Consider the following 22,185-nt stretch of genomic DNA (forward strand, 5'->3'; position numbering starts at 1 on the left):
CATTATCCTTCTAAGGCATCTCTGCCTTCATCTGATCGGGGTGAGCGCTGGCGCCGAGCTTCACGCCTTTTGCTTCTAGCGCCTTCGCGACATCGCGTGGCATGTAATTTTCATCATGCTTGGCCAGCACCGTGTCGGCCTTGAAGCCGCCGTGGCCGTCGAGGACGCCTTCAGTCACGACACCCTGTCCTTCCCGGAACAGGTCCGGCAGGACGCCCGTGAACGTCACCGGGATATCCTTCAGCGTATCAGTGACCTTGAATTTGATCGTCGTGCCCTGGCCGCGAATGACGGAGCCCTTCTCGACGAGGCCGCCAAGGCGAATGCGCTGTCCGGGCGGAACGTGCTTTTCGACGATATCGCTCGGCGTATGAAAAAAGACGATGCTGTCTTTCAGCGCGAAGAGCACGAGGATCAGCGCAATCGCGAGTGTCGCGACGCCGCCTCCGATCAATACTCCGCGCTTTTGCTTGCGTGTCATGAGAACCCTGAGCGGATCTTACGTTGCCATCAACTTCCGAGGCCTAGCTGACGGGCCAGATCTTCGACCTGGGCCAGTCCTCCTTGATTGCCCTTTAGAGAAACGCGGGCATCGTTTAGCGCTTTCACGGCGTCGTCATGACGCCCGAGAACCTGATACGCGCGGATGAGCTTGACCCATCCGTTTGCGTCGCTGCCATCCGTCTTAAGTCGTGCCGCGAGATTATCGACCATTTGCGTGATGAAGGCCTGGCGGTCCTCGGGCTTCATATTCATAACGGCGCCGGCTTCGGGACCGGACGGCATGCCGGACGCCGCCGCGGGCGCTTTCACGGCGCTCTTATCGTTTGCGAAAGCGGCAGCGCTCTGCGGATCGAGCTTCGCCAGACGCTCCACCAGAACCGGACGCCACGGAGCATCGGCAGGTGCTTTCGAGATCAGATCTTTATAGTCAACCGCGGCTTCGGTCAGATGACCGTCCTGCTCCTTCGCAAGCGCCAGCCAGATCTTCGGTTCTATGGCGTTCGGATTGAGCACGAGAATGCGCTGCAGCGCTTTGCGCGCATCGTCGGGCACGATGCCATTTTCCATCCGGATCCGAGCGTTCGCAAACCCTTGCAAGCGCTTCGGGTCTTCGCCGATCAATCGGATGGCTTTCTGATAGGCATCAGCGGCGTCAGAATAACGGCCCATCGCATAGTAAACGGGGGCAATGACATCCCAGCCCCTGCCGTCTTCGGGATGCTCGCGAAGACGCTGCTCCACCTTGGCGATCAGATCGTTCGGGGTACTGGTCGCATTGGCTTCGGCCAACCGTTCGCTGAGCGGTTGAGCCGGCATGCCCGGTTTGCCATAGTCGAGATAAAGCGCGAGGCTGACGACCGGCAAGGCGATGCACGTCAGAATCGAGACGGGAACGATAAATCGATTGCGCATAGCCGCCTCAGCGGCCGTCGTGGATTTGGGATTGTCCTGCGTCACGCGCAACAGGCGGCGTGCGATCTCGGCGCGGGCGCTTTCAGCTTCGGCGGCGCCGAGGGTGCCGCGCGCCTCGTCGGCCGTGATTTCTTTCAGCTGATCCTTGTAGACCGCAACATCGGCGTCAGTGGCAGCGCCGGCCGGCTCGGCAGGGCGCATCAGCGGCCTTACGATGGCCAGCGTGACGCCCGCCACGAGTACAGCCACTAAAATCCAAAAAACCATCGCCGCGCGATCCTCGAGCTTTTGTGGAGGGAATAGGATCGCGCGCCGGTCCAGGCAAGCAGTCAAAGCTCGCGGCAGCCCATCTGTCGCGGACCGGTTAAATTATGGAAATGTTTCCCGTGTTTTGTTGCAGTGCGTCAGCCCACAGACTGCCACTGACCGTCAGCACTCCGGCAGGCGGTTCCCCGCATCTGCTTCGGCTTGCCGTCGATGTAGACCGTATGGGTGTAATCGCGGCAGTCAGCAACACCACGTTTGTAGGGGCGGCTCGGCACGATTTCGCCATAGTTACCGGTGTCGGGATCACGCCATTCGCGCGATACGCCCGATTGGCCACGCTCAAGCGCGTCGTATTCGGCTTCCTGGGCATAGCGCCTATCGCGCTCGTCCATGCTTTTGCCGATCTGGCTGCCGACGATGCCGCCGACGACCGCACCAGCGATCGTGGTCGCGACCTTACCGTCGCCCTTGCCTACGGCATTGCCGAGAAGGCCGCCAGTGATGCTGCCTATGACGAGACCGGTATTTGTATTATCGACCCCGCCGTTGCCGTTGCTGCAGCCCCCCAGCATGGCGATCGTCGCCAGCAGCGGCAGCGAAAAGCGCGCGATGCGCATGGTAAACCCCATTATCGGTTCATCCCCTCGCGCCGCTTTTCCCCACCGGCGCATAGTCCCTAGACTTGGCTAGACCGATATTGTGCCTTCGACAAGGCGGAAATCCACCACAATTCGGGCAAATCCCCACCGCAGTTCGATGCTGCGCCGCCACATGAGCGCCAATTGAACTTTAGGCGGCAGGGAGATCGAGAACGGCTTTTAAACCGCCGTGCTCGGATGCGTCGAGGCGCAGTTTTCCGCGATATGATGAGGCCAGATCGCTGACGATGGACAATCCAAGGCCCGAGCCGGGCTTCGTCTCATCGAGACGTAAACCGCGTTTGCCGATTTTCGCGCGCTGTTCTGCAGATAATCCCGGTCCATCGTCTTCGACCGTGATTCGAAGTTTCCGGCGCATCGTGGTGTCTTGGCTATTGACGGTCGCGGCAAGGTAGACGCGCGTCTTTCCCCACTTGCACGCATTATCCAGCAGATTGCCCAGCATCTCTTCCAGGTCTTGCTTCTCGCCCTGGAATTTGGCGCCTGGCTGAACTGCAAAGTCGATCGATATGCCTTTGTCCTGGTGAATCCGTTCGAGGGCGCGGATCAACGGACCGGCGGTTGTGTCGACCGGCGTGACGCGGCCGATGGTGTTCGTTCGCGCAGCGATGCGCGCGCGGTCGAGATAATGGCTGATCTGATCGCGCATCAAGCGCGCCTGCTCGGCGACCTTGCTGCCAAACTGGCTGTCGTCTTCATGCGCTTCGTTGGTGATAACCGCGAGTGGCGTCTTAAGCGCGTGTGCCAGATTGCCGACCTGGGTGCGCGCGCGATCGATGATGTCCTGGTTGGATTCGATCAGCGCGTTGAGCTCGGCCTGCAGCGGTTCGATCTCGGCAGGAAGGTTGCCTTCGAGACGCTCGGCTTGACCTGAGCGAATACTTGCCAGACTTTTCTCGACACGGCGCAGCGGCAACAGGCCGAAGCGGACCTGAAAAACCGTCGCGGCCAACAGGCCCAATCCGACAAGCGCCAGCGCGCTCGTCAGACGCGTTCGAAACTTGGCGACGGTCGCCTCGAACCAGTCCATCGGACCCGCAACGATGATCGAATACTTCGTCTTATCGGGATCGTGACCGGGAGAGTCGATGAATTCTAGAATGCGGATCGTCGTGCCGGTCGGGCCGGGTACGTTCATCCAGCGCGTGCCGGTATCGTCGGTGGGGAATTTGCGATCATAGGGAGACGGCAGCACGGCAGTCGCAAGCGAGGGCGATACGAGCGTTCGTCCCGGCGCGCCGTCGATTGGCCTGATCTGCCAATACCAGCCCGATTGCGTGACTTCGAACAGCGGCTCGTAGAGGTTCGGCGGAATGACGGGCTGGTCACCCATCGTGCTCATGCTGTCGATGGTGATCTGCGTCAGAAGCTTTTTCAGCTGAGCGTCAAAGCTCAGCTGCACATCTTCGCGGTACAGCGCGTAAATGATGTAGCCGGCCAGCGGCAGCGCCAGAAGTGTCCACGCTGCCGAGGTCGCAAAGAGGCGCAGCGCAAGTGAATTAAGCCTCATCCGGTCCTTGGCTCATGCGGTATCCAAGACCGCGGACCGTCTGGATAACATCGCCTGGAATCTTCTTCCGCAAACGGCCGATAAATACTTCGATCGTGTTCGAATCGCGATCAAAATCCTGATCGTAGAGATGCTCCACCAGCTCGGTGCGCGAGACGACGCGGCCGTTATGGTGCATCAGATAAGCCAATAAGCGGAATTCGTGCGACGTCAACTTGACCGGGTTGCCTTCGCAGGTCACGCGCGCCGACTTGGTGTCGAGCCGGATCGGACCGCACTCGATCTCGGATTTGGCATGACCGGAAGCACGGCGCACCTGAGCACGGACGCGAGCCAGAAGCTCTTCCATATGGAAGGGTTTTGCGAGGTAATCGTCGGCGCCGGCGTCCATGCCGGCCACCTTGTCGCTCCAGCGGTCGCGTGCGGTCAGGATGATGACCGGCATCTTGCGGTCGCTGCGGCGCCACTGCTCCAGCACGGAAATGCCGTCGATCTTCGGCAGGCCGATGTCGAGAATAACAATATCGTAAGGTTCGGTGTCGCCGAGGAAATAGCCCTCTTCGCCGTCAGCGGCGGTGTCTACGGCGAAGCCGGCGTCCGATAGCGCTGAGGAAAGCTGACGGTTCAGATCTTTGTCGTCCTCGACTACAAGTGCACGCACGGGCGTATCCCTCCCCTCCTACGGAATGCCGCGGATTATAGAGAGCGCTGACCGCGCCTTCCATCCGCAACAGCGAACCGGCTAGCGGCTCTTGGCATTCATAACGGCCGTCTTCAACTGTCCCGTCGGACTTCTGATGACAAGACGATAAAAATATCCGTCATCTGACCGGCAAAGCGTCGTCTTGACGAGTACCCCCACTCCGTCGGCCGCCAGCGACCGGGAAACCTCCTCTACCGTTATCAGATTTTGCCGGCGTACGATTTGTCCGGCCATACCCCAGTCGGTCATGCAGTCGAGAGCGCAGGCGGTGCTCCACGGCAGCAAGACTGCCGCAGCCCCAAATGCCGCCGCTTTTCCCAAACCGACCATACGTCTCTTCCGGAAAAATCAGACCAGTTAAGATTAGCCTGTTGAATGGCCGATGAATACTGGAGTCCGTCCTCCCCTCCCAATTTGCAATTAACTTTTGCGGATGCTGAGGATGGAAGAGGCCGTAAACCGGCCATAAATGGCGAGCGCAGTGCCGATGAGACCGGTAACGGCCTGGGCCGCCGTTATGGCCTGGTCGCCGAAAGTCTGAATAACATCGGCCGGCAGCGAGACCCCGATTGTGGGGGCCAGAAGCGGCAGCACGGTCGCCGCCGCCGTGATCACAGTTCCCCAGAGGGTCTTTGATTGCGCCCACCATTTGGCGCTGTCGTCGGTCGTGACCGTGGTCGATGTGTCGCTCATTGTCGTCTCTCCTTTTGCGTTTTGTGCGGGCTCCATCAGTCCGCGGATGATGCCGTCAGTGGCTGCCCACGATTTGCCGAGGGTCAACGTTGCATCGACGCGTTTCAGCCAACCGCGGCCGAACCGCCAGAAGTGCGGCAGAGCGCGATAGCGGGCGCGGCGGATGTCGGCGTAGACTTCGATCAGATCGACGACGTTGCGCGCGCCGATGGCGCCGAGCGTCTCGGGACCGACCTCGCCGTCGACCGTTACGCCGACGGACTGCTGCAACATGCGGATCGCGGTGCCGACGCCGTGATTGACCGCAGCATCGAAATGCATGAGCGCCAGCGGCGCGGTGAACGCGCTGCAATCGGCGGGCTCGAAATAACGCCGTCGATAAATGGTGGCGACGGTTGCGTCGGGAATGGATTTCAGTTCTGCGATCAGACGATCGCGCGATGAGCCGTCGAGCGTTTGGCCTTTGAAGTTCGCATAGACTTCGAGCGTGATGCCGCGGTTTGTAGGCCCACCGGGGTCGTAAGGATCATCTGTAAATCCTCCTTCCATTTCCAGGATATGACCGAGGGCTCTTGTGAAGAAACCGTCGTCAGCAGGCGCGTTCGGCGTCTGCGTTTCGTCCTTGGGCCAGCGGAGGCCGAGCAGGCGCGACGCATCGAATGCTGCGACCGAAACAGCGTCGCTCTGGTTGCCCCCGAGCAGATAAAGCTTGCCCGCCGCCTCGCCGATGACGAAGCCGATGTGCCCGGCAGTCGGGTCATCGCCGCGCGAGAAAACAGCGATGGCACCGAGCCGCGCATCGTCGAGCGCCGTGCCCCACTCAAGATATGAGCGCGCGAGCAGTGAGCCCGTGTTGGAAACGCCAGCGCGCTTCAGCATGGCACCGGCGAACGCCGCGCACCACGGCGTCGTTTCCGTTTTGACGTCATCATCACCAGCGTCGCGGAAATAACGCAGGATCTCCGGTGCGTTCGCATCGCCGGGGATTTCACGCACGCCAAGTTCGGCCCACGCAGCCGCGAGCCACGCCGGTTGGTCCATTATCGTTCCTCGAAATTTCCTCGACGACGCTTACAGAATCTCCGTCATGCCGACGGAGGTCGGCACCTAGACAAGTCTCTGCAGAGCATTCGTGGATGGTTGTCTGGATCCCGGCCTGCGCCGGGATGACGATCTGATGATTTACGGCTCCGCCTAAACGACCGCAGCGCGTGGGGCCCCGCGACCGAGGAGGACGTTGGTCTGATAGATTTTGACGACAACGCTTGATTGAACGCTGCCGAAGTCGGTGATCTGATTGGATGCGGTGTAGACGACGTTTGGCGTTGAAGCCGTCAGTGTGCGTTTTACTGTGGTGCCGTCAATAATATCGATCTCGTAGGTTTCGCTCTCCTCGCCGAGCGGCACTTCGGGCAGTTCCCAGTTGTCGCCACCCGTCCGTGTGCGCCGGATCCACGACAAACGAATGTCGCCTGAAACGCGCGTACCTTTGACATGCACGGGCGACAAGGGCCGCAATCCCAACCCTTGATACATAAATGGTACGGTGACGTAGGACGCGTCACCGATGTCGCGATTGCCGGGGCCGCAATGCCAATTGAGCGTCAGCTTGCGCTCACTTTCCTGCAGCGGAACGCGCGCCACCGCACCGTCGAGCAGTACGAACTGCGCGCCGCTCGCGAGCGTTTCCGTCATCGCGCTTTCGGTGCCGAACTGCCCTCGCAGCAAACCGCTCAAGCGATAGGTTTGCGCATCGATCAACTCCGCGATCTGGAATTGAATGATCTCCAAATCGCCGTCGGCGTTGCGAAGTGCCCCAAGGTTAGCGCCTGCGAGCATCGCGATGAGATCGACGGACGATAGCGCGCCGTTCGTCAGACGGACACGAAACGATGCGCTGCGATCGATGCGGCCCTCGGGCCCCGGTGGAACATTGTCGAGCGTCAAGCCGAGCGTCGCGGCCGCCGTCGCCACCGCTTTCAACTGGTAGCCCGTTTCCTGTGGCGACGCGAACAAAGCCACGCTGCCGGGCCACGGTTTCTGCATCGTCGCTGCGTATCCCGACGAGGCATCGAAGCTCGCATTCCACTGCGGCAAGTCCATCAGCGCGACCGCGGGCGAGCCGATCTGCACAAGCGGCGGCGGTGTTGCCGTGCGCGCCGGGACGTCGATCTGATCGTAAATGCTCGGATCGATGCTCAGCGCCTGAATATCGCGGATGCCGTGCTCGGAGACATCGGTCAATCGCAACAGGCGGATTCGACCGCCGAGGTCGGCTGAAACAATGTCGCCCGGTTCCAGTGCGAGAGTCGACGGTGGCAGTTTAAACGTTGCGGATTCGCGCGTCGCCCAGGTTTCGTAGAGCCAGCTTTCGGCTATTGAGGTCGCGAGCCCATCGTCAAGAACGATCGGCAAATCGGCTTCCGCCACGCGACCGCTCGCGCCTGTCAATCGCCGGGCTTCCGCAACGGCTTGCGGATAATCGTCGACATCGGTGATGTAGCGGACCTTGGCTGAGGCCGGGAGATCGGTCTCCTGCGCACGCGTCAATTCGTAGAGCGCGTCTCCAACGTTTTCTTCGACGAGGTCGTCAGGTTCCAGCGACATGGCGGGTTCTGCGCGGCCGCGGTGACGGAATACGATGCTGCCGCTGCTCTCCACGCTATCGAAGAAATACGCGAGTTCCAGCGGTTGGATCGCATCGCGCGCCGCCATCGTCCGATCGATAACGTAGCCGGGCACCGTGCCTGTCAAACCGGAAGCGTCGAACTCGGCGAAGCCCTGCTCCTTCAGGATCGCGGATACGACTTCATTCAGCGCGGCGCCACCGAGGCGGCCGTTGACCCAGTGACCGTGCTCCCAATTCGCGCCATCGCCCCAATAGGTGGTGGCATCGGGAAAAGCGGGAAACGGCCGCGCGTCCCAGCAGTAGACGTGGATATGGTCGAGATCGACCATCCGCGCGCCCGTCACCGAAGAGACCGGATTGAGACCAGCAACGTACCCGGGTTTCGTCCAGTCGAAGGCATCGCGCAAAACCTGGCGATGGCGTGCCTGCATCAGGTCATCGCGAAAGCCACGCGAATAATAGGGATACGCCGACTCCGAGCTTTTCGGATCGACGAAGACGTTCGGCTGGTTCGCACCTTTATCGACGGCTGGGCAGCCGATTTCCATGAACCAGAATGGTTTCGATTGCGGCGACCATGCCGTCGCCGTCGCGCTTTCGACGCCGCCGGGTCGATTGAAGTGCTGGTTGTTCCACCACGAGCGAATGTCCTTGTAGCGGAATACCCACGGCTTGCCGTCGCCGTCGGTGATCGGCTTACGCACCTGGGCATCGCGGTCGGCATCGGAGGCGTAATACCAATCGAACCCCTCGCCGCCGTGCACATTGCCACGCAGATAAGCCGGATCGTAGATCGATGTCGCGCCGGCAATCGCATCGAGATGATCGCGGCCGTCGCGCCAATCCGCGAGCGGCCAATAGATATCGATGCCGATGGCGTCGATGTTGGGCGACGACCAGAGCGGATCGAGATGAAAATAAACATCACCCGAACCGTCGCCTGGCTGATGACCGAAGTATTCCGTCCAATCGGCAGCGTAGAGAACTTTTGTCCCCGAGCCGAGAATGGACTTCACATCCGCGGCAAGCGCGACGAGTGCCGTCACGAAAGGATACGTTCCGGCGGCCGAACGCACCCATGTCAAGCCGCGCAATTCCGTGCCGATAACGAACGCTTCGACGCCACCTGCGGCTTTGGCAAGATATGCCTGATGCAAAACCATGCGCCGATACGACCATTCGGCGGGGCCGGTATAATGCACCGTTGTGCCCGACACAGAGAAATCCGACACGGCTGCCGTGCCGACGAATGACGCAATCTGAGTTGCGGCGGCGGCTGTCTTGTCGGGCGAACCTGATTGTCCCGGCGCGGGATGACACGTGATGCGTCCGCGCCAAGGATAGACGGGTTGGCTCGCTCCGCCGTAGGGATTGGGCAACGCGTTTTCCGCAGGCACATCCATCAGAACAAAAGGCGTCAGCGTAACATTGAGACCGCGCGCTTTCATATCCGCGATTGCGGCGATGACGGTCTCATCGGATGGCGTACCGCCATAAGCGGCATTGCCATCACGCGTTGAAATCAAATACGCCGTGTCGCGCATCACTCCCGCGACAGACCAGTTCAGGGGCGCGGTCGATTTATGGCGCGTCTCGACGCCGGGCTTGATCCGGCATTCGCCTGCGCGCAGATCGGTGCCGAACCAGCTGACGACAAACGAAACGGATTTCGCATTCGGAAGCTGAGTTTCGAGTTGATCGAGCGCCACCTGCCAATCGGTTGCCCCCAAAAGCTGATGCACGTTTTCCGGCTGCGAAACGCCATCGTCGAATATCTGGCGCACCGGTTCGGTCGCATAGACGATGGCATTCTGCATGAAGCCTTCGCGAGCGAAGGCGGCGTAGTCGCGCGGCGCCCACACGGGCTCGCCGAGGGTGTGATAGGCGATGAGGGGACCCACGGAGGAACCCTTGTTGATCGTGTCTGGAGCTGAGCTTTTGATGGTGCCCGGCGACTCGCGTTCCGCGAGCCGGCCGCCGGGCACGGAAGTTTTAATTGTGCCAGGCGACTCCCCTGCGGGGAGCCGGCCGCCGGGCACGGCCTTGTTGGACGACCCTCGCGCATCATCGATCGCACGCGGCGGCCGGATTGCGGAACGCGAGTCGCCGCGTGCCAACAATGCCTCCGGCAGCCAGCGCGACAGCGCCTCCGTGATCAGCGACATGAACTGTCCTTTGGAATTCGAATTCGACGCATGTCATCCTCGGCTTCATGCCGAGGATCCATTTCGCACCTGCGCGATCGCCCAATGGATCCTCGGGGCGAGCCCGAGGATGACAACTGAACGAAACGATGCGCTCTCGCTGCCAGTGGCGTTCTCTACTGCCGTCATCCCGGCGGAGGCCGGGATCCAGCCATCCCGCGATACAGCAGATGTGGATCGTTGACTGGGTGCCGACCTTCGTCGGCATGACGGTGGTGGTGCTAAAGCATCCGCACTGAGGGCTTCATCGTGTCGCTCAACAGCAAATCGGTAATCGCCCAGACGAGCGCGTCGGCGCGGTCGGGGCTGCGCCCGCGCATCGTGCCGTCGGCGCCGAAGGAACACATCTGATCTTCGAGCGCATCGAAGCGTCCGACGTGCACCACGCGGCCTTCCGCGTAGAGCGCCGCGACCGGCTCGGCGCGAACCCATTTTCCCCGCGTGGCGCGAACCTTCACGACGGGGAAATTCTCTCGAAACCGCTGCAAGACCGAGATCACGAGATCGCCACCCTGGTTGACTTCCGCCACCATGCGATCGGCTTCGTAATCATCGAACGCGCCGAGCGCCGCGTTCGCCCAGATCTCAGGTGTTCGGCCTTGGATCGTGCGATCGGCGAGAACGTAAGCGCGCTTATCGACGCCCAATCCCGCAACGATAATTCCGCACGCGTCCGATGACGCCGTCGCGGTGACCGGCGGATCGAGCGCGACGACGATGCGCTGCATTTCTGGTGCCGCCTCGACGCGCGCTTCCTCGATCCAATGCCGCCGCCATAAACCATCGCTCGCGTCCTCGACAATCTCTCCGAGTAATTCCTGGCGACCGATCGCCGAGCCCGCATAGCGCCGCGTCATCTCCGCGAGGAACGATGGTGCGAGGTTCGTCGCATTGTCGGCGGTGGCTAGATTGACAGTCACGGTTGTCTCGTCAGCGATAATCTGTTTGAGCAACTTGGTGTTGCGCGGCGTCGTCGTCACACAGACGCGCGGCGCATCGCCGAGACGGAGTGCGAACTGCAGCATGTCCCAGGCCCTTTCCGCGCCGCGCCACTTCGCAAGCTCATCGCACCACGCGGCCGTGAACTGCGGACCGCGCAGCGCTTCGGCTTCGTCGGCCGAGAACAATTCGGCGATTGCGCCCGACGGCCATGTCAGACGCCGCTTCGACGGTTCGAACTCCGGCCGCTCATGCGCGGGGTGGATCGCGAGCAGACCGGACTGGCCTTCGATCATCACGTTGCGGACGTCGGCCAAGGTTTTTCCAACCAGCGCGATTCTTGGTGAGTCTTTCGTTTGTGCTCGGCGACTCGCGTTCCGCGAGCCGGCCGCCGAGCACGGGCTTGCATCTTCGCCACGGGCTAAGGAACGCACCCACTCGGCACCTGCCCGCGTCTTCCCGGAACCGCGGCCGCCGAGAAGGAGCCATACTCTCCAGTTTTTGATTGCACCCGGCGACTTCCCTGCGGGGAGCCGGCCGCAGGGCGCCATCAACGAGGGCGCAAGCTGATCGTCGCGCGCCCAGATTTCCCAGTCGTGGGCGATGAACTCAAGCTCGGCGCGCGTCAGCTCATTCAGATCGTCGGCCAGGCGCCCGCTTGCGATTGAGGCGCTCAAGACGTTCCGCAATTTCGCGGCGTAGGTCTTCCGCATGCGCGAGCGCCTCCTTGGTCCTTGCTCCGCCTGCTCCCGTCGTTTTCCGTTTCGTCATCTCGCGTTGCATCTCAACGGCTTTCTCCAATGCGTTGACCATCTGCGACAGAGCCCGCGATGCGCGCTCGCGATCCTGGGACGTCAGCCCCTTCTGCTTTTCGAGTTTCGTCAACTCGCCGTCGATCGTGTTGTAGACGCGCTGAACGAGGGATTTCTTAGTAGGCGCCTTGCGACTCCCCTGCGGGGAGCCGGCCGCAAGGCGCGGGGCTGTGTCATCTTCCGTCGGAGTGGCGGGACGTTCGGTCATCTTTTTGGGTTTCGAGATCTTCAGCGGTTTCGTTTCCGCGGCATCGGCAACGGCCGCCTTCTTCATCGCGACGTCGCTCGAAGCCGTCCGCCGAGCAGCTGGAATTTTTTGCGCCGAGCGGCTCTCCGCGGTCGAGCGGACTGCTCGACGCGCGGAGGTCGCAGCGCGCGGGCTTGCTGCCATGCGCCGGAGACCTTTTCGAATTTTCAGGGAACCGCGATGTGCACGTGGCAGGGCCGAAGCCTGCTCTCACACTTTCCGCGTTATACAGAAATGATGCCTGAGAAGCGTCGCGCTGTCAATCGACAAAATCATATAAGACGTTGAAAACAAATACTAATATTCAGAAATCAAAATCAACCGGACAGTATAATCCGCACGGGTAGAGCGGGGATAAGTTTCGCGAAATTTTTATAAGGCGTTAGACGCAACGAATTTTAAGCCGCGAGCATTTCGGCAGCGTCGGCGCGGATGCGCTTCACCATCGAAGCGAGGCCGTTGGAGCGTTGCGGCGTCAAATGTTCTTTGAGGCCCAAGCTCGCGAAAATGCCTTCGGCGTCGGTCTTCAGAATTTCATCGAGCGTCTTGCCACCGTAGATGATGAACAGCAGCGCGACGAGCCCCTGCACGATATGGGCGTCGCTCATGCCCTGCATTTCGAGCTTATCGCCAGCGCTTGGCTTTCCCGCGTCACCGATCCGCCGCGTCGCCAGCCAGACCTGACTAGCGCAGCCGCGCACCTTGTTCGCCTCGGTCCGAAGCTCTTCCGGGAAAGGCTGCAGCGCCCTGCCAAGCTCGATGACATAGCGATAACGGTCCTCCCAATCGTCGAGGAGCGCGAAATCGGCGCGGATGTCGTCAAGCGTCATGGAGAAATCCCGGCTTCGATCCCGACCACGTCGGACCGTTTCCCTACACATAGGGGGCCGGACAGGGAAAGGGCAAGGGCGACAGCCGGAGTTCAGGCGGCGCGGTGCGCCGCTTAGCCGTCAAATACCGTTGCGGTTCGCGGATTTGCCGCGCCAGTCGGGCTGTTTGTCGAGCGGCGTCAGAGTGCCGCTGTCGCTTTCCAGGACGGCCGGAGCGAGGCGGCCACCGGTCTTGGTATCGTCGAGCTTCAGGCTCGCCGTGTTCATGCCGTCGCCGGCGTAATGCTCTTTCGCCATCTCATAGGCAAGCTGAGCGCCGAACTGCGCCTTGGCAACGAACTGGGTCCACAGCTCGGCGCTCTTGGTGCATACGGTGGCGTTGCGGTCGCAGAAGGTGACGACCCATTCAGCTGTCGCTCCGGCGCGCTCATACAGATGTTGCTGCTGTTCCTTGTCGGAAGGAAGCAGCGCGATGCCGATTGCGGCGACAGTGGCTAGACGTAACAAACCCATAACACAAACCTTCGCGTCTGACGGCCAGGACACGCCCGGCACGGGAAGCGGATTGGACGAGGGCTTTTCCCCTCACCCTCATCGATACCAGCTCCGCATCAAGGTTAAGCTAGCCTGCGCCGCACAATTTGAACCGCATTTGCTTCGAATGCGGGCGGCGGTTTTAACGAGTCTGAAACCGCTTTAAGCGACAGTTAAGGAGGTCTTAACGGCTGGCCCCGATAATCGTTCTCGGGGGAACGAGGGAACGTAGGCACATGACCGAGAGGGACCGAAAGCTTGCAGCCATCGTGTCGCTGCTGGCGACTACGAGCGTAGCGCTGAATATGCTCGTTTTCCAGAATACCGGCGCCAAGACGAACAACGGCATCGAAACCGGCGGCATCACCACCGACCGTACGGCGTGGGTCGACGGTCCCGGCATCATTCTAGGACCGACGGACCCTGGCCCCGGCGCGCCGACGCAGTCTGCAGACGGCGTTCTGCCGCCCGCCCCGCTCAGCACCAGCGACGACGCAGCTCGCGCCGAGATCACGAAGGGCGTGCAGCGCGAGCTGAACAACATCAACTACGAGCCAGGCCCGGCCGACGGCATTCTGGGTCTCGTGACCCGCGCCGCCATCTTCGCCTACGAATATGACAACGGCCTCGTCCTGACGAGCGAGCCGAGCGATCAGTTGCTGAGCCAGTTGATCCTCGGGTCGTCATCGCTGTCGCAAAGCTCGGCGCGTCCCGGCAAGACGATGACGCCCGATGCCGAGAGCCTCGTGCGGACCGTCAAGCAGCAGCTTGCGGGCCTCGGCTATCAGACCGGCGTGCCGGGTCCGGCGCTGACGCCGGAACTCGCGCGCGCCATCCGCGAATTCGAGACGGATCAGAAGCTGAAAATCACGGGCCGCATTTCGGGGCCGATGGAAAGCCGCCTGCTCCGCCTGAAAAGCGAGCCCAAGGCGCGGCGTGACGCCATCGCCAAAGCTTCAAGCCGCTAGAGCCCGCCCGCGATCTTTTGCTAACGTGGCCGCATGCGTCTTAAATCTGAAATCTGGGTCAAAGCCTATTTGCGTCGCTGTCAGTACAACGGCGCGATGGGTGTGATCGCGCGCCATGGTGACGACGACGCCGGGGCGATTTTCATCAAGGTGGTGCGGGCCGACGGCTCCGCTGCCGTCTTCTCGCCAGCGCCAGCGGGCCTCGACGATGCCGACTTCGACCGCCGGTGGGTGCCACGCTTCAAAAGCGAGTTCGTGCCCGAAGCCGAGGCCGAAGCCATGCTCAATCGCGAGGCCGGGTTCGACAGCGACATCTGGGTTGTCGAGATCGAAGACCGCGAGGGCCGCAACTTCCTCGGCGATGAATTGATGAAATAGCCACAGCGCGCCGCGCGCAGAATGGCACGGACATTTCCGCCGTTTACAAGCTCTTAACTTCTCGACGACTGTAATTCATCTGATGCGATGATTCTGGCGGCCGCAGCGCATACTCGCCACATTGGTATCGCGATTTAAGTCCCGTGGCGGGAGCCTTCATGGCGGGGAAGTGCCGCACGATGCGAGCGATGCTCGCGTCTTCGGGGGATTGTCCATGGCGACAATACTGGAATTCAAGTCCGCGCCGAGGCCCACGGCAGCATCGATGCTGTCAGTGTGCGGGGCGGCAGCATCTGCAGAAATCGTTCTGTTTCCCGGTGTCCGGTACGAGCGGGATATCTACGAGCGGACCGGCCAAGAGGATGCGGACGACCAACGCAAAGCGCAGCGTCACCGCAACGAGCCAGAACTCGAAAGCTGATGCACGCGCGTTCTCTTGCGCGTTGACGCATCGCCCGCCCGGCTTTTGCGCGGGGATTGCTCTCGTGGATGGCTTCCTGCGCGATCGTGATGCGGGTAAAGCCGGTCCGCGGTTTCATCGCGCAGAGGCTAGAAGTGAAATCGATCCTCCGGCATGACGCCGAGAATGACGGGCGGCGTGTACGCCCCCGCCCTCCACTGTCACGGCCGCTGAGTGGCCGTCTATGACAAACTCATGCGCCGCCGAGTTTGCAGGCGGCTTTGGCGAGCACCGCGAGTTCGTCGGCGCGGTAGGGTTCACCTTTGTCGGGAGCACGAACGACGACGAGGCCCTTCGCGGCGGCAATCGTCTGCTGCGGGTCGATGTTCGCAGGGTTCGTGACCGGTAATCCCTGAAAGCGATCCTCTGACGAAATGATAGACAGGTCGATCGTCGTCTCGCGATCCGCAGATGCAGCGGCGAAGTAGAGGTTCGTGCCGTCGGGCGCATAGACGCCGATCGTCCAGCCGAGATCGGGCAGCAGGGCTTTCACGCGCATCGTGCCGTTCTTCGTTTCGAATGGACAGAATGCATAGCGGGCGTCCGGCGCCAGGAACGGCAGCGGCTGCCGCCGCGGCGCGATGGCATCCGCGATCGTCATCTTGTTCTTGGGATAGGTGTGGGCGAGCCGCGTATAGGCCGAGGCGCGCGTGTCGTTGACAGCGAGAAACGTCATGACGAGATGCACGATCCCGGCCACGAGGAAGAAGATGATGAGCAATCGCCAATCGAAGCTGCGCAACAACCTCATGAGCAGCCCTCGCGCTTGATGATCGGCAGATCCTTGTTGCGCTCGGCGCGTTCTTCCGATGACAGGCCGGTCGCGGGATCGAGCACCGTGAACACCAGCACGAGACGGCCCGCGCCGCTTGTCGGCAGCCAGTTGCCGGGGCGCGCGTCGCGTCCGAGCGTGACGACGAAGGAGCCGTTCGGATTGGGGGCGATGGTGTCGGCGGTGAACTCGTAGCGGTCGGCATCGTTGGCGATGAGATTGCCGCGCGTATCGAACACGCCGATGCTCCACCACAGTCCGTGCATGTTCGCGCCGGTGACGACGTAATTGCACGACGAGTGCAGCCGCGCGCCTTCCGAATCCGTTCGCGCTTCGAACACACCTGCGCTGTCGGACGAGATCCGAAGCTTGCCGGTCGAGATCATGTGCGCCTTGGTGTAGGGATCGGCGCTTTCTCGGCCGATGCGCGGCCATTGCTGCCATGGTCCATACGTCGCGACAGACAGCGGTGAGCCCCGCGCAATCATATAGCGGCTTGACCATAGACCGGCGCCGATCGCGAGCATGACAACGAGCACGACCGTCACGGCACGTACGATAATGCCGACGATCGCGCGCAAGACGCTCAGTCTCGATGGGGCAGCCGCAGGTTCAAGTCCGATCGATGCCACGTTCGTTTTGCTTTCCTATCGCATCCGCCGTCAGGGCACTGCTGTGGCCGGGTTCCTCGCGCCGGAGCCGCTAGCTGCAATTGGTGGCGACAGACCATCCGGCGAGGTACCGAACAAGGTCGCGCGCCGATCCGGCTTGGTCGCGGGCTGCGGCATGTCTTTCGGATCGACCGGAAGCGGCAAATGCGAAGCGCCGCCGCTGCCCGGTGCGGGCGCCGGTCCCTCGTCGTTTGCCTTGCGCAGCGCCGATGTCAGGACCTTCAAGACCTCGCGTGTCTTTGGCGGCATTATGCTCTGCGGCTTGGACGCGTCGGTCTGTGCAGGTTCCAATCCGGCGGCCACCTGCTGTGCTCTGAGTTCGGCGAGCCGTTGCTGTTCTTCGACCTGCCGCGGATGCGGTGCGAGGCCGGGGATCGTCGGAATGTTCATGTCGGTGTGCGCCACCGTCATGACATCATGCCAGAGCGGCGCCGCCTGATGTCCGCCGGTGACGCCAGTGCGCATCGGCCGGTTATCGTCATTGCCGATCCATACGCCAGCCACGTACTTGCCGGTGAAGCCCATGAACCACGCATCTTTCGGTCCAGTGGACGTGCCGGTCTTGCCAGCGACGTTGGTGAAATCAAGATTGGCCATGCCGCCCGTGCCCTGGGTCACGACGCGGTTGAGCATGACGTTCATCTCTTCTGCAACGTGCCGCGAGATCACCTGCGGCGCCGGAGGCTCGTCGCGCTCGCGCGAATAGAGAAGATCACCCTTCGATGTCGTGATGTCGAGAATGCCATAGGGCTTGGCGAGCTTGCCGCCGTTGGCGAACGTCGCAAAGCCGCCTGTATGCTCAAGCACGGTCAGGCCACCGTCCCCCAGCGCCATCGAGCAGGTCTTCTTGACGCCTTCGATGCCGAGCCGCTTGGTCATTTCGACAACCTTGTCGCGGCCGACGACGAACGACAACTCAGTTGCAACGGTGTTGAGTGAGCGAGCCAGCGCACTCCACAGCGGGATGCGTGCGCCCGATCCACCACCGCCGCCATAGTTCGACGGCGACCAGTTTCCGCACGACCGCGAGGCATCACGTACAATCGTATCCGGCGTGAAACCATTCTCCATGGCCGTCGCGTAGACATAGACCTTGAACGACGATCCCGGCTGACGTTTCGCGTGGGTCGCGCGGTTGAACTGGCTCTCACCATAATCGGGGCCACCGATGAGAGCGCGGACCTTTCCGTCGGTTTCCATCACGACGATGGCGCCGGAGTCAAAGCGGTCGGCCTTGCCGTCCTTGCGGAGTGCCGCGTTGAGCGCTTCCTGTGCCTGACGTTGCAGCGTGGGATCGACCGTCGTCCGCGCCGTCAGTACGTATTGGTTCTTGCCTTCGGCGAGGCGTTGCACTTCCTCATAAGCCCAATCGAGGAACCAGTCCGGACTGCTCGTCGCCCGTGCCTCGACGATTTTGGCCGGGTTCATGCGCGCGGCGTGCACCTGCCCTGCGGTGTAGTATCCAGCCTCGACGAGATTATCGAGCACCTGATTGGTTCGTGCCCGCGACGCCGCCAGATCGACCAACGGCGAATATTTCGTCGGCGCCTTGAAGAGGCCGGCCAGCACCGCAGCTTCGGCCATGTTGATGTCGCGGACGGACTTGCCGAAATAGTACTGCGAGGCGGCTTCGACACCGAAGGTGCCGCCGCCCAGATAGGCGCGGTCGAAATAGAGTTTCAGGATCTGCTTCTTCGAGTACCGGCTTTCGAGCAGGAACGACAAAAACAGCTCTTTGATCTTGCGTTGGACGGATCGTTCTGACGACAGGAACAGGTTTTTTGCGAGCTGCTGCGTCAAGGTCGAGCCGCCTTGCACCACCTCGTTGGCCTGCACGTTGGTGACCAACGCGCGCAGCGTGCCCAAGACGTCGATACCGTAATGCTCAAAGAAGCGCCGGTCTTCGGTTGCGAGCGTCGCCTTGATGAGCACATCTGGTATTTCGCTGAGCGGCACGGAGTCGTTGTGCAGGATGCCGCGGCGACCGATCTCATTGCCATTGACGTCGAGGAACGTCACGGCATAGCGCCCAGTCGAAAACTTGCTTTCGTCGAACTCCTGGAAGGCGGGCAGCGCCAAGCCATAAAGCACGACGAAGCCGCCAAACAGCATCGTCAGGCTTTCGGACGCAAATTCGTTCAGCAGCCGCCGCCAGCCGACAAGCTGAAAGCGCGCGAAAAAGCTCGAGCCAGCGTTCCAATAGTCCTTGATGCGCGACCAGGCATCCCCGAGCGACGAATTGAGCTTCGAATCAATGGCGAGCCAATCGATAAAGCGATCCCGTCCGCCCTGCTTGTGAAACCAGTCGTTCAAGAAGCGCCATCCCTTGCCGGCGTCGATCGTATCAAGTCGCTCTTGTCACGCGCGAGACGCGGGCTTAAGCCCTTTACTGCAAGAATTTTATTTGCAACAGCAATTGCGACGCATCCGCCGGACGCGCCGCAAAGCGAGTTTGCCGACGTTAGACGTCGCAAGTCGACAAAATTGTGGTTATCCCGGCTCAAGCCAGAAGGGAAGAGCAAGACCTGATGTTGGACGGCAACGATCCACCGTTCTGGCGCACAAAAACGCTCGAAGAGATGAGTCGCGACGAGTGGGAGGCGCTGTGCGACGGCTGCGGGCGCTGTTGTCTCGTCAAGCTCGAAGACGAAGACACGGCGCAGATTTATCTGACGCGGCTCGCCTGCAGCATGCTCGACGTCCGCACTTGCCGCTGCAAGGACTACCCCAACCGCTTCGAGAAAATGCCGGACTGCCTGGCCATCGACATTCCGCGTGCGCGCGAGCTGTCGTGGCTGCCGAAGTCGTGCGCTTACCGAATCGTCGGTGAGGGCGGCGACCTGCCGTGGTGGCATCCGCTGGTCTCCGGCACGGACGAGACGGTGCATCAGGCGGGGATCTCGGTCCGCAGTTTCGCCATGAGCGAGCGGCGCGTGAAGCAGGAAAATTACTGGAAGTACATCATTCCCGATCTACCGGACGAAGCGGCGGAGCCGCCACGCTCAGGTAAAGGCCGGAAGGCGGGCAAATCCGCGAAGTAAGCGAGCACGACGTCATCCCTCGGGCTCGGCCGGAGGATAGAGTTTGCTAGTCGGCTCCGCATGGCAAATGGAGACATCTAACGACCGTCATCCCGGCGGAGGCCGGGATCCAGCCAGGCACCAAACATTCGTTGCGATGATGCTTGCCTGGGTGCCGACCTCCGTCGGCATGACGATGGCGAGGGAGCGCGCGCAAGATATCGACATGATGCCCTTGGGCTTGTTCCGAGGAGGCAGGTTCACCGAGGATCGATCTCAGGGCGGTAGTCGCTCGCGCCCCAGTGGCGGACGCGGACGGGACGGTCGGCGTGGGCAGTGGTCGGTGGCGGCAGCATTCCGTAATGGCGCGCCAACTGACGAAGTGCAATCTGCAGGATGATCTTGCCCGAGCGTTGCGGCCAGCCGCTTGCCTTCTCGCTGGCTTCAAGACCTTTCAAGTGACAGCAGACGTCGATCAGCACACCGGCAAGATCAGGACCGACGGCCGCCAACGCGCGCTTCACCCGCTCCTTCGACGCAACAACGGCATCGCGGATGTCGGGACCGATGTCCGGCGCACCCTTGCCGCCACCGCCGCCAGAAAGCAGTAGCGACCAGTTGGCGGTCGTGCGCGGCGTCATTTGAGCGAACCAGAAGTCCGCGCGGAGCTTTTCGCCAGCGTCGAATTCGGCGTCGGTCAGCATCGGCTGTCCGTCCTTATCCTTGCGCCGAGCAAGCCACGCCAGCGGACTTTCGGCAAGGTTGCGCGTCGGCGTAGCACTTCCCTCTTGCGCGTTGACTGCGTTGCGGCGCGTGTTTCCTACAGCCATTGATGTTCCTCGATCTCCTCGCGGGGACTGATCCGATTGGGGGTTACGTCGCGCTGGACGAGCGTCGGCAACGCCCAGCCCAAAACATCCAGCGCGCGATCGAAATTCGGATCGTCGCGGCGGCACTCGACTTTAAGGCAGGCATGCGCGACGGTGGTGCGATCGCGGCCGAACATCGTGCCGACTTCCGTCAGCGACATGCGGCAGCAAACATGCGCGAGGTACATCGCGACCTGACGCGCCTCGGCGATGTCTCGAACGCCGCGTGTTCCACTCCAGAGGAGGTCTGCATCAACGCCGAAGACGTTGGAAATCGCCAAGTCAATTGCAACGCGCGTCTGGCGGTGGCGCAGGTCGTCCGCCGTTTGGCGATCGGCCACAAGACGCTGTCGCGTCTTCAGGGCCGACAAAAGCGAGGCCCGTGTCATCCCTTCTTCCCATGGTCTGACAGTCGTACGGACGTTAACGCCCGTCGCGGATGAGTGAACATGTCTGGCCATTCGTCTCGGTTGTGTCATCGCCGAGCAGAATACGGGCGCCCGATACAGCGGGGATAAGTTTTTTTCGAGCGCTTACGTTCACCTTATCGGCGACGACACTGGGGAAAGTTATCCCCGCGTTCGTCGGCGGCCTCACAGTCGCCAATCATGCACAACTGCGTATCAAATCGACACAAGACGACATCCGGCGATGCGGGGCTGTCTGTCTTTCGCAAGCGAGAGTCCAACTACGCGCCGGATGCTTTGCAACTTTTGCCCGTTTGGCCAAAGGAAATTGGCGATCGCACGGAGCAAGGACGGAGAAAAATTATCGCCATCATCGAACGGGAATTGCGGAAAGAGCGCCGTCGCGGCATTGCCGGAGACCGCGCCTACGATCTGACGCGGCACTCCCGCCTCGCCAGATTGTTAAAGCAAGAACGCGACGCGCTCGCCAAGCTTATTCACCGTCACCGGTGAGTTCAGCGGTGCAGCCTGACGAATTTGATCCGTTGACGGATTATCTTTCGCGACGGGTGCCGAGGCCCATTTTCTTCGCAAGTTGCGAGCGGGCGTTGGCGTAATTCGGCGCGACCATCGGATAGTCGGGCGGCAGCCCCCACTTCTCGCGGTATTCTTCCGGCGACAAGTTGTAGTGCGTCCGCAAATGCCGCTTCAGCGATTTGAACTTCTTGCCGTCTTCGAGACAGATGATGAAGTCCGGCATGACGGACTTCTTGACGGCGATCTTCGGTTTTGACTCTTCGCGGTCCTGCGGCACCGTCCGCCCGGCGGCGCGGCTCAACGCGGCGTGCGTTTCGGCGATCAGGTTCGGAAGCTCGGTCGAGGCGATCGAATTGTTGCTGACGTACGCTGCGACGATCGTCGCCGTGATCGTCACAAGCTCAGGCTGGGCAGAACTGTCCATGTGCTCATCTTCCGCTTCCTCTGCCGGTCGAAAAACCTGCCCGGACCGCCCGTCCATGTCGACACCCCGCCGTTTTCCGATTTAATCGACGAAGTCCGCCGGAAACCCCAGTAACGCGAATGCAGCCGACGAGATCAACTGGAATTCACTTGCGAAAGCTTTGACTACAGGTCGCATTCATTGTCAATCGCGGTGCAGAATTAGATTACGACATTACTAATTCTTGATGTGGGGGC

At 61.4% G+C, this 22,185-nt stretch carries 21 protein-coding genes and 1 pseudogene; 4 read left to right on the forward strand and 18 right to left on the reverse strand.

The genetic code is table 11. From position 1 onward, the window contains the following. Window positions 1-10 precede the first annotated feature (10 nt). The 12 genes and pseudogenes from ccmE to RLW41_RS22015 form a co-directional block, all read right to left on the reverse strand. Window positions 11-481: a cytochrome c maturation protein CcmE gene (ccmE, locus tag RLW41_RS21960; RefSeq protein ID WP_013947987.1), complete on the reverse strand. Its 471-nt coding sequence runs from the start codon at window positions 479-481 to the stop codon at window positions 11-13. A 29-nt stretch (window positions 482-510) separates the two neighbouring features. After that, the gene (ccmI, locus tag RLW41_RS21965; RefSeq protein ID WP_414462878.1) at window positions 511-1,683 is read right to left on the reverse strand and encodes a c-type cytochrome biogenesis protein CcmI; all 1,173 of its coding nucleotides are present in this window, start codon (window positions 1,681-1,683) and stop codon (window positions 511-513) included. Between the two features lie 137 nt (window positions 1,684-1,820). Continuing rightward, on the reverse strand, window positions 1,821-2,312 hold the full coding sequence (locus RLW41_RS21970; protein WP_414462879.1) for an RT0821/Lpp0805 family surface protein: 492 nt from the start codon (window positions 2,310-2,312) through the stop codon (window positions 1,821-1,823). Between the two features lie 160 nt (window positions 2,313-2,472). Further along, complete coding sequence (locus RLW41_RS21975) at window positions 2,473-3,852, reverse strand: sensor histidine kinase (protein WP_414462880.1); 1,380 nt, start codon at window positions 3,850-3,852, stop codon at window positions 2,473-2,475. After that, window positions 3,842-4,513 (reverse strand): response regulator transcription factor, encoded by a 672-nt coding sequence (locus tag RLW41_RS21980; protein WP_013947991.1) that lies wholly within the window; start codon window positions 4,511-4,513, stop codon window positions 3,842-3,844. Before RLW41_RS21980 ends, RLW41_RS21975 begins: the two co-directional genes overlap by 11 nt. Before the next feature lie 81 nt (window positions 4,514-4,594). Further along, the gene (locus RLW41_RS21985) at window positions 4,595-4,885 is read right to left on the reverse strand and encodes a hypothetical protein (protein ID WP_409560108.1); all 291 of its coding nucleotides are present in this window, start codon (window positions 4,883-4,885) and stop codon (window positions 4,595-4,597) included. Between the two features lie 90 nt (window positions 4,886-4,975). Next, window positions 4,976-6,289 (reverse strand): TIGR02594 family protein, encoded by a 1,314-nt coding sequence (locus tag RLW41_RS21990; protein WP_414462881.1) that lies wholly within the window; start codon window positions 6,287-6,289, stop codon window positions 4,976-4,978. Window positions 6,290-6,442: 153 nt separating this feature from the next. Further along, window positions 6,443-9,679 (reverse strand): annotated as a pseudogene (locus RLW41_RS21995) (baseplate multidomain protein megatron); the annotation flags it as partial. A gap of 623 nt (window positions 9,680-10,302) precedes the next feature. Next, window positions 10,303-11,733, reverse strand: coding sequence for a DNA-packaging protein (locus RLW41_RS22000; RefSeq protein ID WP_414462882.1), 1,431 nt, complete (start codon window positions 11,731-11,733; stop codon window positions 10,303-10,305). Continuing rightward, on the reverse strand, window positions 11,651-12,223 hold the full coding sequence (locus RLW41_RS22005) for a hypothetical protein (RefSeq protein ID WP_414462883.1): 573 nt from the start codon (window positions 12,221-12,223) through the stop codon (window positions 11,651-11,653). Before RLW41_RS22005 ends, RLW41_RS22000 begins: the two co-directional genes overlap by 83 nt. A gap of 254 nt (window positions 12,224-12,477) precedes the next feature. Then, complete coding sequence (locus RLW41_RS22010) at window positions 12,478-12,909, reverse strand: SufE family protein (RefSeq protein ID WP_414462884.1); 432 nt, start codon at window positions 12,907-12,909, stop codon at window positions 12,478-12,480. A gap of 120 nt (window positions 12,910-13,029) precedes the next feature. Further along, window positions 13,030-13,422 (reverse strand): DUF5330 domain-containing protein, encoded by a 393-nt coding sequence (locus RLW41_RS22015; RefSeq protein ID WP_414462885.1) that lies wholly within the window; start codon window positions 13,420-13,422, stop codon window positions 13,030-13,032. A gap of 257 nt (window positions 13,423-13,679) precedes the next feature. Here RLW41_RS22015 and RLW41_RS22020 point away from each other — a divergent pair, with 257 nt between their 5' ends. From RLW41_RS22020 to RLW41_RS22030, 3 genes are all read left to right on the forward strand, one after another. Further along, window positions 13,680-14,411, forward strand: coding sequence for a peptidoglycan-binding protein (locus RLW41_RS22020; protein WP_409560131.1), 732 nt, complete (start codon window positions 13,680-13,682; stop codon window positions 14,409-14,411). Window positions 14,412-14,444: 33 nt separating this feature from the next. Next, window positions 14,445-14,789 (forward strand): DUF1491 family protein, encoded by a 345-nt coding sequence (locus RLW41_RS22025; protein ID WP_013948021.1) that lies wholly within the window; start codon window positions 14,445-14,447, stop codon window positions 14,787-14,789. Between the two features lie 214 nt (window positions 14,790-15,003). Beyond that, window positions 15,004-15,210, forward strand: a complete 207-nt coding sequence (locus RLW41_RS22030; protein ID WP_409560132.1) for a hypothetical protein — start codon at window positions 15,004-15,006, stop codon at window positions 15,208-15,210. A gap of 232 nt (window positions 15,211-15,442) precedes the next feature. Here the strand turns inward: RLW41_RS22030 and RLW41_RS22035 are convergent, their stop codons facing one another. Genes RLW41_RS22035 through RLW41_RS22045 form a run of 3 tightly spaced genes read right to left on the reverse strand, consistent with a single transcriptional unit; the run spans window position 15,443 to window position 19,005 of the window. Beyond that, complete coding sequence (locus RLW41_RS22035) at window positions 15,443-16,000, reverse strand: hypothetical protein (protein ID WP_414462886.1); 558 nt, start codon at window positions 15,998-16,000, stop codon at window positions 15,443-15,445. Then, on the reverse strand, window positions 15,997-16,653 hold the full coding sequence (locus RLW41_RS22040; RefSeq protein WP_409560134.1) for a DUF1214 domain-containing protein: 657 nt from the start codon (window positions 16,651-16,653) through the stop codon (window positions 15,997-15,999). The genes RLW41_RS22035 and RLW41_RS22040 overlap by 4 nt, the downstream gene beginning before the upstream one ends. 30 nt (window positions 16,654-16,683) lie before the next feature. Then, a complete protein-coding gene (locus RLW41_RS22045; protein ID WP_409560135.1) occupies window positions 16,684-19,005 on the reverse strand; it encodes a transglycosylase domain-containing protein in 2,322 nt (773 codons plus the stop codon). A gap of 215 nt (window positions 19,006-19,220) precedes the next feature. On the opposite strand from RLW41_RS22045, the gene RLW41_RS22050 reads away from it, so the two are divergent. After that, window positions 19,221-19,733 carry a YcgN family cysteine cluster protein gene (locus RLW41_RS22050; RefSeq protein ID WP_409560136.1) on the forward strand — a complete coding sequence of 171 codons (513 nt, stop codon included), beginning with the start codon at window positions 19,221-19,223 and terminating at the stop codon, window positions 19,731-19,733. Window positions 19,734-19,972: 239 nt separating this feature from the next. Here RLW41_RS22050 and RLW41_RS22055 read toward each other — a convergent pair whose 3' ends face one another. The 3 genes from RLW41_RS22055 to RLW41_RS22065 all read right to left on the reverse strand — a co-directional run bounded on the left by RLW41_RS22055 (window position 19,973) and on the right by RLW41_RS22065 (window position 21,949). Next, window positions 19,973-20,542: a DUF6456 domain-containing protein gene (locus tag RLW41_RS22055; RefSeq protein WP_414462887.1), complete on the reverse strand. Its 570-nt coding sequence runs from the start codon at window positions 20,540-20,542 to the stop codon at window positions 19,973-19,975. After that, window positions 20,533-20,970, reverse strand: a complete 438-nt coding sequence (locus tag RLW41_RS22060) for a helix-turn-helix domain-containing protein (protein ID WP_414462888.1) — start codon at window positions 20,968-20,970, stop codon at window positions 20,533-20,535. The genes RLW41_RS22055 and RLW41_RS22060 overlap by 10 nt, the downstream gene beginning before the upstream one ends. A 571-nt stretch (window positions 20,971-21,541) precedes the next feature. After that, on the reverse strand, window positions 21,542-21,949 hold the full coding sequence (locus RLW41_RS22065; RefSeq protein WP_024275924.1) for a MucR family transcriptional regulator: 408 nt from the start codon (window positions 21,947-21,949) through the stop codon (window positions 21,542-21,544). Window positions 21,950-22,185 lie beyond the last annotated feature (236 nt).

Source organism: Hyphomicrobium sp. DY-1, from assembly GCF_047497105.1.
Lineage (GTDB): Bacteria > Pseudomonadota > Alphaproteobacteria > Rhizobiales > Hyphomicrobiaceae > Hyphomicrobium_B.